At 72.0% G+C, this 14,384-nt stretch carries 16 protein-coding genes; 11 read left to right on the top strand and 5 right to left on the bottom strand.

Going from position 1 to position 14,384, the window contains the following annotated elements; all coding sequences use genetic code 11:
• Nucleotides 1-2: 2 nt before the first annotated feature.
• Entirely contained in the window at nucleotides 3-485 is a 483-nt protein-coding gene (locus tag QRN49_RS13925; RefSeq protein ID WP_027465989.1) for an ATP-dependent zinc protease family protein, read from the top strand.
• Nucleotides 486-627: 142 nt separating this feature from the next.
• On the opposite strand, the gene QRN49_RS13920 is transcribed toward QRN49_RS13925, so the two are convergent.
• Together QRN49_RS13920 and QRN49_RS13915 are read right to left on the bottom strand one after the other, a co-directional pair.
• Complete coding sequence (locus QRN49_RS13920; RefSeq protein ID WP_284756438.1) at nucleotides 628-1,521, bottom strand: alpha/beta hydrolase; 894 nt, start codon at nucleotides 1,519-1,521, stop codon at nucleotides 628-630.
• A complete protein-coding gene (locus QRN49_RS13915) occupies nucleotides 1,518-2,105 on the bottom strand; it encodes a TetR/AcrR family transcriptional regulator (protein ID WP_194654652.1) in 588 nt (195 codons plus the stop codon). The genes QRN49_RS13920 and QRN49_RS13915 overlap by 4 nt, the downstream gene beginning before the upstream one ends.
• Before the next feature lie 62 nt (nucleotides 2,106-2,167).
• Between QRN49_RS13915 and QRN49_RS13910 the strand changes: the two genes are divergently transcribed.
• On the top strand, nucleotides 2,168-3,370 hold the full coding sequence (locus QRN49_RS13910) for an MFS transporter (protein ID WP_284756437.1): 1,203 nt from the start codon (nucleotides 2,168-2,170) through the stop codon (nucleotides 3,368-3,370).
• Here the strand turns inward: QRN49_RS13910 and QRN49_RS13905 are convergent.
• The gene (locus QRN49_RS13905) at nucleotides 3,276-3,614 is read right to left on the bottom strand and encodes a YciI family protein (RefSeq protein WP_209049265.1); all 339 of its coding nucleotides are present in this window, start codon (nucleotides 3,612-3,614) and stop codon (nucleotides 3,276-3,278) included. The two genes, QRN49_RS13910 and QRN49_RS13905, sit on opposite strands and share 95 nt — an antisense overlap.
• 126 nt (nucleotides 3,615-3,740) lie before the next feature.
• On the opposite strand from QRN49_RS13905, the gene QRN49_RS13900 reads away from it, so the two are divergent.
• The 6 genes from QRN49_RS13900 to QRN49_RS13875 all read left to right on the top strand — a co-directional run bounded on the left by QRN49_RS13900 (nucleotide 3,741) and on the right by QRN49_RS13875 (nucleotide 8,655).
• Complete coding sequence (locus tag QRN49_RS13900; protein WP_284756436.1) at nucleotides 3,741-4,151, top strand: hypothetical protein; 411 nt, start codon at nucleotides 3,741-3,743, stop codon at nucleotides 4,149-4,151.
• On the top strand, nucleotides 4,148-4,456 hold the full coding sequence (locus tag QRN49_RS13895; protein ID WP_194654648.1) for a transcriptional regulator: 309 nt from the start codon (nucleotides 4,148-4,150) through the stop codon (nucleotides 4,454-4,456). The genes QRN49_RS13900 and QRN49_RS13895 overlap by 4 nt, the downstream gene beginning before the upstream one ends.
• Nucleotides 4,457-4,538: 82 nt before the next feature.
• On the top strand, nucleotides 4,539-5,813 hold the full coding sequence (locus QRN49_RS13890; RefSeq protein WP_284756435.1) for a sensor histidine kinase: 1,275 nt from the start codon (nucleotides 4,539-4,541) through the stop codon (nucleotides 5,811-5,813).
• Nucleotides 5,795-6,493, top strand: coding sequence for a response regulator (locus tag QRN49_RS13885; protein ID WP_071405949.1), 699 nt, complete (start codon nucleotides 5,795-5,797; stop codon nucleotides 6,491-6,493). Before QRN49_RS13890 ends, QRN49_RS13885 begins: the two co-directional genes overlap by 19 nt.
• Nucleotides 6,494-6,700: 207 nt before the next feature.
• On the top strand, nucleotides 6,701-7,582 hold the full coding sequence (locus QRN49_RS13880) for an ABC transporter ATP-binding protein (protein ID WP_027465984.1): 882 nt from the start codon (nucleotides 6,701-6,703) through the stop codon (nucleotides 7,580-7,582).
• Nucleotides 7,579-8,655: an ABC transporter permease gene (locus QRN49_RS13875; protein ID WP_111024464.1), complete on the top strand. Its 1,077-nt coding sequence runs from the start codon at nucleotides 7,579-7,581 to the stop codon at nucleotides 8,653-8,655. The genes QRN49_RS13880 and QRN49_RS13875 overlap by 4 nt, the downstream gene beginning before the upstream one ends.
• A 112-nt stretch (nucleotides 8,656-8,767) precedes the next feature.
• Here QRN49_RS13875 and QRN49_RS13870 read toward each other — a convergent pair whose 3' ends face one another.
• Complete coding sequence (locus QRN49_RS13870) at nucleotides 8,768-9,271, bottom strand: flavin reductase family protein (RefSeq protein WP_284756434.1); 504 nt, start codon at nucleotides 9,269-9,271, stop codon at nucleotides 8,768-8,770.
• Nucleotides 9,268-9,783 carry an NADPH-dependent FMN reductase gene (locus QRN49_RS13865; protein WP_284756433.1) on the bottom strand — a complete coding sequence of 172 codons (516 nt, stop codon included), beginning with the start codon at nucleotides 9,781-9,783 and terminating at the stop codon, nucleotides 9,268-9,270. Before QRN49_RS13865 ends, QRN49_RS13870 begins: the two co-directional genes overlap by 4 nt.
• Nucleotides 9,784-10,421: 638 nt before the next feature.
• On the opposite strand from QRN49_RS13865, the gene QRN49_RS13860 reads away from it, so the two are divergent.
• The 3 genes from QRN49_RS13860 to QRN49_RS13850 are packed head-to-tail and all read left to right on the top strand — an operon-like array spanning nucleotide 10,422 to nucleotide 14,343.
• On the top strand, nucleotides 10,422-11,603 hold the full coding sequence (locus QRN49_RS13860) for a sugar ABC transporter substrate-binding protein (RefSeq protein ID WP_071405945.1): 1,182 nt from the start codon (nucleotides 10,422-10,424) through the stop codon (nucleotides 11,601-11,603).
• Entirely contained in the window at nucleotides 11,600-13,306 is a 1,707-nt protein-coding gene (locus tag QRN49_RS13855) for a sugar ABC transporter ATP-binding protein (RefSeq protein WP_284756432.1), read from the top strand. Before QRN49_RS13860 ends, QRN49_RS13855 begins: the two co-directional genes overlap by 4 nt.
• Nucleotides 13,306-14,343: an ABC transporter permease gene (locus tag QRN49_RS13850; RefSeq protein ID WP_284756431.1), complete on the top strand. Its 1,038-nt coding sequence runs from the start codon at nucleotides 13,306-13,308 to the stop codon at nucleotides 14,341-14,343. Before QRN49_RS13855 ends, QRN49_RS13850 begins: the two co-directional genes overlap by 1 nt.
• Nucleotides 14,344-14,384: the final 41 nt, after the last annotated feature.

Here is a 14,384-nt window from a genome sequence, read left to right as displayed (position 1 = left end):
ACATGGCCCGAGCTCCGAAGTCCTCCGACAGCGGGCTCGTCGTCGCCGGGTGGCGGGAGTGGGCGGGACTGCCGGACCTCGGCGTGCCGTGGATCAAGGTGAAGCTCGACACCGGCGCCCGGAGCTCCGCGTTGCACGCCTTCGACCTCGAGGAACTGCCCGGCGAGCGGGTCCGGTTCTCGCTGCACCCCTGGCAGGACACCGATGCCGACGCCTCCACCATCGAGTGCGACGTGCACGACCGCCGCATCGTCCGCAGCTCGACCGGGCACACCCAGGAGCGCATCGTCGTCCGCACGCGGATCGCGTTGGCCGGGCAGGTCGTCGAGTCCGAGGTCACCTTGAGCAACCGGGACCAGATGGGGTTTCGGATGCTCGTCGGTCGCGAGGCACTCCGGCAGGGCTTCCTCGTCGATCCTGCACGGTCCTTCATGGCCGGGCGGGCTCCGAAGGAGATCCGGCGCCGCAACCGCGGTCGCGCCTGAGCACGCCTGGGCACGCCTGGGCACGCGGCACGGGCCGTTGCGGTGACCGGTCGACGGCCTGGAGGCGCGGTGCGGGGCCGCCACGGGCCTCCCGTCCGCCTCGACGCGCGTCTCGGGCGCGCTGGTCGGGGCGCTCGTCGGCTCAGTGACCGAGGTGGCGGCCGAGGAAGGCGAGCTGCTGGGGCGCCAGGCGGCGCCAGTAGCCGTGCGTGTGGGCGCCGGGTTCGAAGCCCCCGGCCGGAGGCGTGTCGAAGCCGTCGACGTAGGCGTGCACCGCCGGCGCGAACCCGTCACCGTTGCCGCAGTCGACGCGGACGGCGACTCCGTCGAGGGCGCGCTGCCGCCCGAGGACGGTGTTCGCGCGGAAGTCGGCGGCGTCGTCGAAGGCGCCGCGGGCGGTGTCGGCGGCCGACTTCCAGAGCGCGGGGCTGATGGCCGAGACGGCCCGGACGCGCGAGGCACCGAGGATCCCGCCGAGCCGGAGCGCTCCGAAGCCACCCATCGAGTAGCCGGTCAGGGCGAGGCGGTCCGTGTCGAAGCCGCGGTGGGCGATCAGGGGCAGGAACTCGTCGACGACCATCGCGGCGGGGTCGTCGCCGTCGGCACGCCGGTGCCAGTAGCGGTTACCGCCGTCGATCGAGGCGATCGCGAACGGGGCTCCGCCGTCAGCGACGTGCGCTGCGAGGAACCGGTCGTAGCCCAGGCTGCGTCCGAAGAACGAGGTGTGGTCGTCGCCGTACCCGTGCAGGGCGACCGCCACCGGCAAGGGAGTGTCGGACGCCGGTGCCGCGATCGTCCAGCCGACGGTGCGGCCCTTCCGCGCTGCCGACACGAAGGTGCCGGAGACGGTGGGGACGGGCTCGACGTCGGGGACCGTGCCGTCGGCGCCGTCCAGACCGAGGACCCGGTACAGGGTCGAGCGCCCGGGCAGCAGGCCGAGGTTGATCCCCTCGGCCACGGCTCCCGCGGCGACGACGCCCGTGCCACCGATCAGCAGGGAACGGCGGGTGATCGTGGCAGCGCGCGATCGGGTCATGTGGTGGGCGCCGTTCCGTCTGGGGTGTGTTCCTGGATGAGGGACGCGGCGACGGACCGTGCCGTCGTCGTGTCGAGCGCGGGGTCGCGCAACCGCATCGCAAGGTAACCGGAGACGATGAGCAGCAGCTGGTCGGCGAGGACCTCGGCACGGGGACCGACCACCGGCACCGCCCGTGCCACGAGCCGCCGGCGCAAGGTGGTGGTCTCGAGGTCCAGGACCTGCCGGACCTCGGCGGGGGCGTCGGCGTACTCGGCGGCGGTGCCGAGGAAGGCGCACCAACGGGAGCCCGTGGGCGTCGAGCGGTAGTCGTCGAGGGCGTCGAACACCGCCAGGAGTCGGCCCAGGTCGTCCCGTTCGGCGGCGACCGCACGGTCCCAGGTGGCGATCCAGTCCTCGTGGCGACGGGTGAGGGCCGCGGCGACCAGGGACTCCTTGCTCGCGTAGCCGCGGTACAGCGTGGCCGTCGAGACCCCGGCCCGTTCGAGGACCGCGTCGATCGGGGTGGCGGCGATGCCCTGTGAGAAGAAGAGCTCCTCGGCGGCGTCGAGCAGCCGTTGCTCGGTCCCTGGGCGCATCACCATGAGAGCACCCTAGGCTCTGAAAAGTGAAACGATCGTTTTCGTTACGACACCGACTGCTCCTCGTGAGCGGACTCGGCCTGATCGCCGCCACCTACGGGCTGGTGCGGCTGGCCTACGGGCTGTTCCTGCCCGACGTGCAGCGCAACCTGGGGCTCCGGGCAGACGCCGCCGGGTGGGTCTCGTCGGGCGCCTCGGCGCTGTACTGCGTCGGTGCGGTGGCCGGTTTCCTCCTCGCCGCACGGATGCCCCGGGTCCTCGTCGCGGTCGCGACCCTGGTGGCGGGAGTCGGCGCGATCGCCATGGCGACGGCCGGCGGCTCGCTGGCGTTCGGCGTCAGTGCCGTGCTCGCGTCGGCGGGCGCCGGACTCGCGTCCCCCGCACTCGTCCGGATCGTCGCCGAGCAGGTGCCGTCGGCGCTGCTCGGTCGAGCGCAGGCGATCGTGAACGCCGGCACCGGCCCCGGGCTCGTGGGCGCAGGCGTGCTCGCACTCGCGCTGCTGCCCGACTGGCGGACGGCCTGGGCGGTGTCCGGGGTGTTCGCCCTGGCCGTCGGAGCCCTGCTGCTCGTGGTGTCCCGCGGCGGGGCTGCTGCGTCCCGGGCACCACTTCCCGGTGTTCCGTGGTTCGCGGCGCACCGAGGGGTCCTCGTGCTGGCGCTGCTGTTCGGGGCCGGGTCCGCCGTCGTCTGGACCTACGGACGTTCGGCGCTGGTGGAGGCCGGTGCGTCGGTCGTCGTCTCGGTGTCGGCCTGGATCGCGCTCGGGATCGGCGGAGCCGCCGTCGTGGTCACCACGCGCTGGACGAACGGAGTGCGCGCCCGGACGCTCTGGTCGGTCGCGGCGGGTTCGGTCGCCGTCGCCGTCATGGTGCTGGGGGCTTTGCCGCAAGCGACGGTCGCGGCGCTGCTGGCGTGTGCCGTGTTCGGCTGGGGCTACACGGCGGCGACCGGGGCACTGATCGCGTGGACGACCGAGATCGATGCCGAGCGGTCGTCGGCGGGCACGTCGATGCTGTTCGTGGCACTCGTGCTCGGGCAGGCCGTCGGTGCCGCGGGTGCCGGAGCGCTCGTCGGTGCGATCGGGTTCGTCGCGACGTTCGTGGTCGGGGCAGGTGTGACCGCGGCGAGCGCCGTCCCCGCGGTGGTCCGCCGGCCGGGTGGGGTCCGTGCCGTCAGAGCAGCGGGCGGAGCTCGATCTTCCGGTTGCACGCCTGCGACGCCTGGTGCGCCACCCGGGCCGCCGTCTCGGCGTCCGGGAGGTCCATGACCCAGAACCCGGCGACGTACTCGTCGGAGTTGCTGGCGGGCCCGGTGCCCGTGTCGGCCGCGCCCCCGCGGGCGTCGACCACGGTGGCGTCAGCGGGTGCGGAGACCCCGGCGGCGAACACGATCGCGTCGGCCATCCGTTGGTTGAAGGCGTCGACCGCGGCGGCTTCGGCGTCGGTCGCGGAGTACGTGTTGCCGACGGCGGCGGCCTGGCCGTCGTCGATGACGTTGACGAGGAACTGCATGGCGTCTCCCCTGCTCGTTGGCGGGAGGCTACTCCTGCCGTGCACCGACCGACGCGTTCGGTGCGAAGCTGCTGTTCCGCTGGGACATCCGCGGATGCGACAGATTCACGTTTAGCATCTGTGAACATGAACACTTCCACTCGAGGAGCTGCCGCCGGGACTCGCCTCAGGCACGGGCGCGGTTGGCAGACACCGGTGTTCCTCTGCAGCGCCGCCGTGGTCGCGTCCTTCGTGTTCGTGGTCGAGGGGCTGGATGCCCCGCGGCTGCCGGTCCTCGCGGTCGCCGCGGCCGTCGTCATCGCGCTGTGGCTCGTCGCGAGTACCCGGCGGATCGTCCCCCGCGGAGGCAACCGACTGATGACCGTCGCCTGGGTCGCAACCGGTGTCCTCTACGTCCTCGCCGTCGCTCCGCTCGATGCCGCGCTGCTCCGAGGACTCGACGGGTCGACGTCGGTGCTGGCATGGGGAGTGACCTCGCTCGTCGTCGCCGCGCCACTCGTCGTGGCGGCGGTGCAGGCTCGGCCGAGGCGTCGATGACGAGCGGCTCCCACCCTCGGCACGAACTCGACGACCGGATCCACTCGCCGGTGCGGTTCTCACTGCTCGCGTTGCTCAGGACGGTGGACGAAGCGGAGTTCGGTGTCGTCCGGGACGCACTCGAGGTCAGCGACTCAACGCTGTCCCAAGCAGCGGCGACTCTGGCAGAGGCGGGTTTCCTCCGCGTCCGCAGACTCCGCGTGGGGCGGAGCACGAGGAGCTGGCTCGCCCTCACCGACGCAGGACGAGATGCGTTCGAGCGGCACTTCGCCGTCATCCGGGCGATCGCCGAGCCCGCCGGGTGACCGCCGCACCGTGAAGCGAGCGGACGCCGAGCAGTCCAGCGTGGTGGCGACATCGCACCGGGATTCCGCTAGCGTTTCGCGAGTGGGGACGACGGCGGAGTGGTCGCGACTGCCGGTGGGGCGGCACGAGTACCGGCAGGACACGGTGCTCGCCGTGGTGCTGGCCGGCGGGCTCGCCGTCACGACGTTCCTGTACGGGTCGGCCGGTACGTACGGTGACGACCAGGCCGAGTGGTGGGTCTCGGCACTGATGATCGTCGCGAACGCGGCCCCGATCGCGTTCCGCCGACGGTTCCCGATGTCGGTGGCCCTGGTGTCGGCGGTGGCGTTCGCCGCGACGCAGCTGCTCCAGGTGCCCGAGGTCTTCCTCGTCAACTTCACGCTCTTCATCGCGCTGTACACGGTGGGCGCGTGGTGCTCCGACCGGGTGCGGGCCGAAGCGGTGCGCTGGGTCGTCATCGGTGGCATGTTCGCGTGGCTGTTCGTCGCGATCTCGTTCGGGTGGGCGTCGCCGAACGCGCTGCCGAACGACACGGACTCCCCCGTGGCGCCCTACGTCGCGATCTCGCTGCTCAACATCGTCATCAACGTGATCTACTTCGGCGCCGCCTGGTACGCCGGCAACCGCGCCTGGGTCTCCGCCGTCGCACGGCACCAGCTCGCCGAACGCACCGCCGAACTCGCCGCCGAGCGGGAGCGGTCCGCGGCACAGGCCGTCACGATCGAGCGGGTCCGGATCGCCCGCGAGCTGCACGACGTGGTCGCCCACCACGTCTCGCTGATGGGTGTGCAGGCGGGTGCTGCACGGCGCGTGATCGACCGCGACCCCGCGCAGGCCACAGCTTCGCTCGGGGTGGTCGAGGAGAGCGCCCGCACCGCGGTGGAGGAACTCCGGCGGATGCTCGGCACCCTGCGCTCGGACGACGACGCGTCCGGCCTCGGGACACCGCACGGTGACGGCCCGAGCACCGAGGGCATCACGCGGATCGCCGAACTGGCCGAGTCCGCCCGGGTGGCTGGCCACCCCGCCGAGTACGTCGTCGTGGGCGACGAGCGCCCGGTGCCGCCGACGGTGGCCGCGGTGGCGTACCGGATCGTGCAGGAAGCGGTGACGAACATCCTCAAGCACGCCGGCCCGACCGCCCGCGCCGACGTCCGGCTGCGGTACCTGGACGACGGCGTCGAGGTGGAGGTCACGGACGACGGGCTCGGTGCCCGTGCGGCCCGGAGCACCTCCGGCAGCGGACTCGGACACGTCGGGATGCGGGAACGTGTCGCCGCCGTGGACGGACGGATCGAGATCGGGCCACGAGCCCGAGGAGGCTACCTGGTGCGGGCATGGCTGCCGACGACCTGACCATCGTGCTGGCCGACGACCAGGAACTCGTCCGCGCCGGGTTCCGCGTGATCCTGGAGTCCGAGCCCGGGTTCCGTGTGGTCGGCGAGGCCGCGGACGGCGCCGGGGCGGTCGAGGCCGTGCAGCAGCTCCGTCCGGACGTGGTGTGCCTCGACGTGCAGATGCCGGGCGTCGACGGGCTCGAGGCCGCGCGGCGGATCGCGGCGCTGCCGGACCCGCCGGCGGTGCTCATCCTCACCACGTTCGACAGCGACGACGCGCTGTTCCAAGCGCTCGAGGCGGGAGCGAGCGGGTTCCTGCTGAAGAACGCCTCCCCCGAGCGGCTGATCGACGCCGTGCGGACCGTCGCCGCCGGGGACGCCCTGCTCGCGCCGGACGTCACGCGCCGGGTGATCAGCCGGGCGACGGCGTCGGCTGCGGTGCAGCCCTCGGCGACCACCACGACCGCGACACCTTCGACGACGGGCGACGATGCACTCGCCGTGGCCGGGCTCACCGAGCGGGAGACCGAGGTGCTGCGGCTCCTCGCCCGGGGCCTGAGCAACGCGGAGATCGCGGCCGAGCTCTACGTCGGGGACGCCACCGTGAAGACCCACGTGTCGAACGTGCTGCAGAAACTCGCACTGCGCGACCGGATCCAGGCCGTCGTCTGGGCGTTCGAGCACGGCGTCGCCGGCTGACCGAGCCGAGCAGAACCCGCACGAGCCGAACAAGCCCGCACCGTGCCGACCCGGCGAACCTGGCCCACCGGACCGACGCGCGCTCCTCCCCCACGCGGTGGAGCCGACCACCCGCCCAAGTCCCGCCTGGCGGCGGAGGCGGGGCGTGCCTCCCGGCCAATAGCGTCGGACGCAGCGACGACCAGCGTCGCGACGAAGGGGAACGACATGCTCACCATCGAAGGGGTGACCAAGCACTTCGGCGACCGCCGGGTGCTCGACGACGTGGGGTTCACGGTCGGCAGCGGCCGCCTCACCGGCTTCGTCGGCGGCAACGGTGCCGGCAAGACCACCACCATGCGCATCATGCTCGGCGTGCTCCAGGCCGACGCGGGCTCGGTCTCGATCGACGGCACCGCGGTCCGTCCCGCCGACCGCCGCCGCTTCGGCTACATGCCCGAGGAACGCGGCCTGTACCCGAAGATGCCGGTGGCCGAGCAGATCACCTACCTGGCCCGGCTGCACGGGGTCGACAAGCGCGCGGCGACGACCCGCACCGGCGAGCTGCTCGAACGCCTCGAACTCACCGCACACGCCGGCGACCCCGTCGAGAAGCTCTCGCTCGGCAACCAGCAGCGCGTGCAGATCGCAGCGGCGCTGGCACACGACCCCGAGGTGCTCGTGCTCGACGAGCCGTTCTCGGGCCTCGACCCGATGGCCGTCGACACCGTGCTCGGTGTCCTGCGCGAGACCGCGGCCCGGGGCGTCCCGGTGCTGTTCTCGAGCCACCAGCTCGACGTGGTCGAGCGGCTGTGCGACGACGTCGTCGTCATCGCCGGTGGCACGATCCGCGCCGCCGGACCGCAGGAGGAACTCCGCAAGCAGGCCGGGCCGGCCGCGTGGGAGCTGCTGGTCGACGGGGACGTCGCCTGGCTCCGCGACGAGCCGGGTGTGGCCGTGCGGGAGTTCGACGGCGGGTACGCGGTCTTCGAGGCCGACGCCGCCACTGCCCAGCGCGTCCTGCAGCGTGCCGTGCAGCACGGCACCGTCGGGTCGTTCTCGCCGCGGGTGCCGCGGCTCAGCGAGGTCTTCCGGGAGGTCGTCCGATGAACAACTCCTTCGTGCAGGCCGTGCGGCTCGTCTCCGCACGTGAGATCCAGGCACGCATCCGCAGCAAGGCCTTCGTGGTCTCGGCGCTCATCCTGATCGGCATGGTCGTCGCGTCGATCGTCGTCGGCGGGATCGTGAGCAAGGCCACCGCCGACGACACCACCCCGGTCGCGGTCGTCGACGGCGTCTCGCTGCCGACCACGAGCGGGCTGGACGTCACGGAGTCGGCGTCGGTCGACGAGGCCGAACGGCTCGTGACGAAGGGCGACGTCGACGCGGCGATCGTGCCGTCGGACGACCCGCTCGGCTACAAGGTCGTCGGGCTCGACGAGGCACCGTCCGAGGTCGTCTCGGCGTTGAGCGTGACTCCGCGCATCGAGCTGCTCGACCCGGACGCGCTGCCGGGCGGCCTGGTCTACCTCATCGCCATCGCGTTCGGCGTCGTGTACTTCGCGTCGGCGGTGACGTTCGGCCAGTCGATCGCGCAGAGCGTCGTCGAGGAGAAGTCGACACGGGTGGTCGAGATCCTGATGTCCGCGATCCCGGCCAGGGCGCTGCTCGCCGGCAAGGTCCTCGGCAACAGCATCATGGCCTTCGCCCAGATCGTCGCGGTGGCCGTCGCCGCCATCGTCACGTTGGCGGTGACCGGCCAGGACAACATGTTCGCGATGCTCGGCCCGAGCATCCTGTGGTTCATCGGCTTCTTCGCGATCGGGTTCGTGCTCCTCGCGTCGCTGTTCGCCGCGGCGGCCGTGCTCGTCTCCCGTCAAGAGGACGTCGGCAGCGTCACCACGCCGGTGATGATGCTCGTGATGATCCCGTACTTCCTGATCATCGTCGCGTACGACAACCCGACGATCCTCGGCATCATGTCGTACGTGCCGTTCAGCGCCCCGATCGGCATGCCGATGCGGATCTTCCTGGGGACCGCCGAGTGGTGGGAGCCGATCCTGTCGCTCGTCATCGTCGCCGCTTCGGTGGTCGCGGTCGTGGTCATCGGTGCCCGCGTCTACGAGAACGCACTACTCCGCACCGGCAGTCGCGTGAAGCTGTCGGAGGCACTGCGCGGCTGACGCCGCCAGCCGGACGGGCCCAGCAGACCAGGCAGGCCCGGACTGGAGGCCCGACCCGCGTGAGCAGATCTGCTCACGCGGGGCGGGCCTCCAGTCCGTTGCCCGGCGCCGGTCAGGCGGTCAGGGTCGCGAAGGCGGACCGGTGCCAGACCAGCGGGTTGTGCGCGAAGTCGGACATGAGTCCGAGCACCCGGAGCACCACGATGTCGTGGTCGCCCGCCGGGTAGGTGTGCTCGACCGAGCACTCCAGCCAGATCGGGGCCCCCTGCAGGAACACCGCACCCGTCTCGGAGACCGTCGTGTCGACACCGACGAAGCGGATCGACTTGTCACGCGAGGCGAGCTGTCGGGTGACCTGCGCGTGCCCCTCGCCGAGGATCGAGACACCGATCGTGCCGGCGTCCCGCAGCACCGGCCACGTGGTCGACGTGTGCTGCACCGCGAACATCACGAGTGGCGGGTCCTGCGAGACGCCGACCGTGAACGAGGAGGCCACGAGCACGTTCGGTTCGCCGTCCACGACGGCGGAGAGCGCGGCGACGCCGCACGGGAACCCGGAGAACGCCTGCTTGAGCGCGGACAGGTCCGGGGCCTCGGTGGAGTAGGGGCTGATCATGACGCGGTTCCTTCCTGGTGGACGGCGGCCGCGCCGAGGACGACGTCCTGCCAGCGGGCGAGCCACACGTCGGTCGATGCGGGGTCCGAGTACTGCTTGTCGTTGAGGTACAGGGCGGGTGCGACGACGGTCGCGCCGAGTTCGACCAGCACCGGCTTGAGGAAGACCTCGGGGGCGAGGGCATGGGCCGGGCCGGCGCCGAGCATGAGCGGCACCGCGACGACGCCGGCGAGTCCGTCGCCGGTGCCGAACTGGTCGAGGAACAGCTTGAGCACGCCGGTGTACGTCGCCTTGAACGTCGGCGACGCGACGACGACGAGGTCCGAACCGGCGACGGTCCGGACGGCGTCCGACACGGCGGCGCCACCCCAGCCGAGCAGGCCGGCACCGAGGTCGATGACGTCGACGACGTGGTCGGGGGCGCGGCCGGTGAGCCGTTCGAGCACGACCGTCGCGGCGTCGAGCGTCCGTGAGGCCGGCTTGGGGTTGCCGGCGACGACGGTGGTGATCATCGGGGTGCTCCTGTCGGTGGGCGGGTGGTGGGTGCTTGGTGCAGTCCACCGCTCCTTCGTTTCGCCGCCGTGCCGCGTCGGTATCGGGTGGGTTACGCCAGCTGGCCCTGCCCCGTGGCACCCGAATGTCCCGGTCAGCGGGGCTGCGCGTCCGGGTCTCCCGGCCATTCCGCCAGGCACGGTCCTCGCTGACCGCACCGAATTGTGAGAGCGCCGTTTCCGGAAGTCGCCTCGGATGGGTCCGGCGTGTTTCGCCCCGCCGTCGCCGGCCCGTCACCGCTCGGATCCGCCCCTGCTCGCGGGTCGGTGGCGCAGTCGTCCACCCCGGATCGGCGGGGCGGACGCCCCTCGGCGTCGGGCGCCGCAGGTGGCCTAACACCAGCGAAACAAACGCCTAACAGGACCGTTACCGGGCGACCGCCTGCCGGTGCCCCGCGGCCGTTACATTCGCATCAGCCCCACTGCAGCGGCCGGCGTCACCGGCGATCCGCCGCCCCGCCGCCGCCCGGTCCGGCTCCCCGCACGTCCTGCCCCGCTCCGCGGGGCCTTCGTCGTACCCGCCGCAGCTCCCCCGTCCCCGCTCCGGCTCCCCGTCCCCGCACCTTCCCTGCTCCACCCGTCCAGGAGGTCCCCGACCGATGTCGTCCCCCGCACCGTCCCGAACGCGTCCGTCGCGTCCCGCGCTCCTCGCCGCCGCACTCGCCGGCGTGCTGTTGCTGTCCGCCTGCTCCGCCACCTCGACCGCGTCGACGAGCTCCGGTGACGACACCGCCGGTGTCGAGCACGCCACGAGCCAGATCAAGGCCGCCAGCGTCGACCCCGAGTTCACCTTCGAGGGCGCTCGCTTCGACATGTCGGGGATCGCCGGCAAGACGATCTTCAACATCCCGAACTCGTCCGCCGTCCCCTTCATCACCGCGGTCGACGAGGCCGGCGAGAAGGTCGCCGAGCAGTACGGCGCGAAGTGGATCGAGTACACGAACCAGGGCACTCCCACCGAGCACTCCGCCGGCATCGACCAGGCGATCAGCCGCGGAGCCGACATCATCGTGCTGGCGCAGGGCGTCAACGGCGAACTGATCGTCCCGGCACTGAAGCGTGCGAAGGCAGCGGGGATCCCCGTGCTGATCAGTCACACCTACCAGACCGGGCAGGCGCTGCCGGACCAGCTGCAGGACCTCGTCGCCGCGCAGGTGACCGCCCCGTTCCACGAAGCCGCCAAGCTCAACGCCGACTGGGCCATCAAGGAGACCAAGGGCCAGGGCGACGTCCTCATCATCACGTCGTCCGAGGTGCCGCCGTCCGACGGCATCGTCAAGGCGATGCAGGACGAGTTCGAGGCGCAGTGCGACGGCTGCAAGGTGAAGGTGACGAACGTCCCCGTCGCCGACTGGGCGACGAAGATCTCGTCGACCGTGCAGTCCGCCGTGCAGTCCGACCCGAACCTCGACTACGTCCTGCCGGTCTACGACTCGATGACGCTGTACGTCGAGGCCGGCGTGACCGCTGCCGGCAAGACCGGCCAGGTCTTCACCTCCTCGTACAACGGCACCCCCGCGGTGCTGAAGATCCTGCAGGAGGGCAGCGTCCTCACGATGGACATCGGCGAGAACATGGAGTGGCTCGCCTACGCGACGCTCGACCAGGCCGGCCGTGTCCTGACCGGCACGCCGATCATCGAGGACGGCGACGAGAAGACCCCGCTGAAGGTCTTCACGAAGGACAACGTCGACGAGACCGGCACGCCGCCGGCGCCGAGCAAGGGCTACGGCGACGCGTACAAGACCGGGTACGAAGCGATCTGGGGCGCGGCCGAGTGACCGCCACCCGGGAGGCACGGCTCGGCTCCGCATCGTCGGCTGCGGTCGTCGGGTCCGGTGCGGACACCGCGTCCGGTGCGGTCGTCGGGTCCGTCGCGGACACCGCGCCGGTCCTGCGGATCAGCGGGCTCACGAAGCGCTTCGGCGGGCTGACCGCGCTCGACGACGTCGACCTCGAGGTCCTGCCGGGCCAGGTGCACGCACTGCTCGGCGAGAACGGCTCCGGCAAGTCGACCCTCATCAAGATCCTGTCCGGCACGTACGCGCCGGAACCGGGCGCGACGATCGAGGTCCGAGGCGCCCGGCTGCCCCTGCCGTTGCCTCCCGGGTACTTCCGCCGCGTCGGGATCAGCTTCGTCCACCAGGACCTCGCACTCGTGCCGTCGCTCGGCGTGACCGAGAACCTGCGGCTCGCGACCGTGGTGGCCGGGCGCGGACCCTTCGTCCGCTGGGGCGCCGAGCACCGTGCCGCGGCCGAGCTGTTCGCGCGGTACGGGGTGGACATCGACCCACGAGCACGGATCGACGAACTCACCGACACCCAGAAGGCCCTCGTCGCGATCCTGCGGGCCGTCGCCGAGCTGGGCGACGACCGGGCGCTCATCGTGCTCGACGAGCCGACGGTCTTCCTGCCGAAGGAGGACGCCGACCTGCTGTTCCGCGTCGTGAAGGACCTCGTCGCGGACGGCCGCACCTCGGCACTGCTGGTGTCGCACGACATGTCCGAGGTCCTCCAGCACGCCGACCGGGTCACCGTCCTGCGGGCCGGCCGGGTCCAGGCGCACCGGGACACCGCCACGACGACGGCGGACGAGCTCGTCTCCCTCATCGTCGGACGCGGACTGGACGGTCCCGTTGCCAGGACTCCGCGCCCGGCGACCACCGGCGACGCCGTCGTGACGGTGCGGGACCTCCGGGTCGGTGTCGTCGACGGTCTGTCCTTCGACGTCGCGGACGGCGAGGTCGTCGGCATCACCGGGCTCGCCGGCTCCGGTGTCGAGGACGTGCTGCCCGGCCTGTACGGCGCACGGCCCGCGACCGGCTCGCTCGCCGTGCGGCACGACGGGGCGACGCCCGCGCCGGTCGACCTGGCACGGGTGACGCCCGGCTCCTCGATCGCCCGCGGCGTCGTGTACGTCCCCGCGGACCGCAAGCGCGAGGGCGGGGCGCTCACCCTGTCCGTCGAGCAGAACGTCACGCTCCCCGTCCTCGGGAAGCTCCGCGGGCTGCTCGGCCTGTCGCCCGCGCGGGAACGCGCCCACGTCGCGGGACTCGTCCGCGACTACGACGTCCGGCCCGCCGACCCGGCCGCCCTGTTCGGGACACTGTCCGGCGGCAACCAGCAGAAGGCCGTCCTGGCCAAGTGGATGCAGGACGACCCGAGGCTCGTGCTGCTGCAGGAACCGACCCAGGGCATCGACGTCGGGGCCCGCGCCGCGATCTTCTCGATGCTCCGCCGGAGTGCGGAGCAGGGCGTCACGATCGTCTGCGCCTCCACCGACTACGACCAGCTCGCGCAGGTGTGCGACCGCGTCGTCGTCCTCGCCCACGGCCGCGTGCACGACGTGCTGACCGACGACCGCATCGACCGCGACGTCATCGCGGCTGCCGTCGTGGCGAGCCTCGTCGACGACGACGCCCCGGCGTCCCCCGCCGTGCCCTCCTCCCCCGATGCCTCCTCCGCAGTCAAGGAGAACGCCTGATGTCCACCACCGCCGACCCCGTCCTCGAGACCTCGATCGTCCGTCCGACCCGTCCCCGCTTCTCGTGGGGGCACACCGAGCGGTACGCGCTGCTCGGCGCCTGGCTCGTCATCGTCATCGCGTTCAGCATCGCGCTGCCCGACACCTACCCGACCCTCGGCAACCTGCAGAACATCCTCGGGTCCCAGTCGGTGCTGCTCATCCTGGCGCTCGGGTTCCTGTTCCCGCTCACCGCGGGCGAGTTCGACCTCTCCGGTGCCTCGACGATGTCGCTCTCCGCCATGACCATCGCCGTGCTCAACGCGAAGATGGGCATCCCGCTCGTGCCCGCGATCGCCGCCGGCCTGGTCATCGGCGTCGTCGTGGGTCTGGTCAACGGCCTGCTCACCGTCGGGTTCCGCATCGACTCCTTCATCGTCACCCTCGGCACGTCGACGTTCATGATCGGGATCATCCAGTGGATGAGCGCGTCGTCGTCGGTGACGGGCATCGACCCGGCGCTCGTGCAGGCCACCGTCGGGTGGCGCGGCCTGGCCGGGCTGCCGCTCGCGTTCGTCTACGGCCTGATCGCCACCGTCGTCGTCCTGGTCGTCCTGAGCGCCACCCCGGTCGGCCGGCGGCTCCTGTTCGTCGGGACCGGCCGGACCGTCGCCGAACTCTCCGGGCTGAACGTGCGACGGCTGCGGGTCGGCGCGTTCGTCGGCGCCGGGCTCACCGCCGCGGTCGCCGGGGTCGTCTACGCCGGTACCCTCGGCGGCGCCGACCCGTCGAGCGGACAGTCGTTCCTGCTCCCCGCGTTCGCCGCCTGCTACCTCGGCGCGACCGCGATCGTCCCCGGCCGCTTCAACGCGATCGGCACCTTCATCGCCGTGTACTTCCTGTTCTCCGGAGTCGTCGGCCTGCAGATGCTCGGCGCCGACAACTTCGTGCAGCAGCTGTTCTACGGCGGCGCGCTCATCGTCGCCGTCGCCGTGTCGCAGACCATCCGGCGGCACTCCGTCGCGACCGCCGCCAAGGCCGCCGCGAAGCGTTCCTGACCCCGCTCCCCCGTTCGTCCCTCCCTCGACACCCACCACAG

Origin of the sequence: Curtobacterium sp. ME-Dv--P-122a (assembly GCF_030209645.1) — a bacterium.
GTDB classification, from domain to species: domain Bacteria; phylum Actinomycetota; class Actinomycetes; order Actinomycetales; family Microbacteriaceae; genus Curtobacterium; species Curtobacterium flaccumfaciens.
This window is presented reverse-complemented; position numbering and strand designations above follow the sequence as displayed.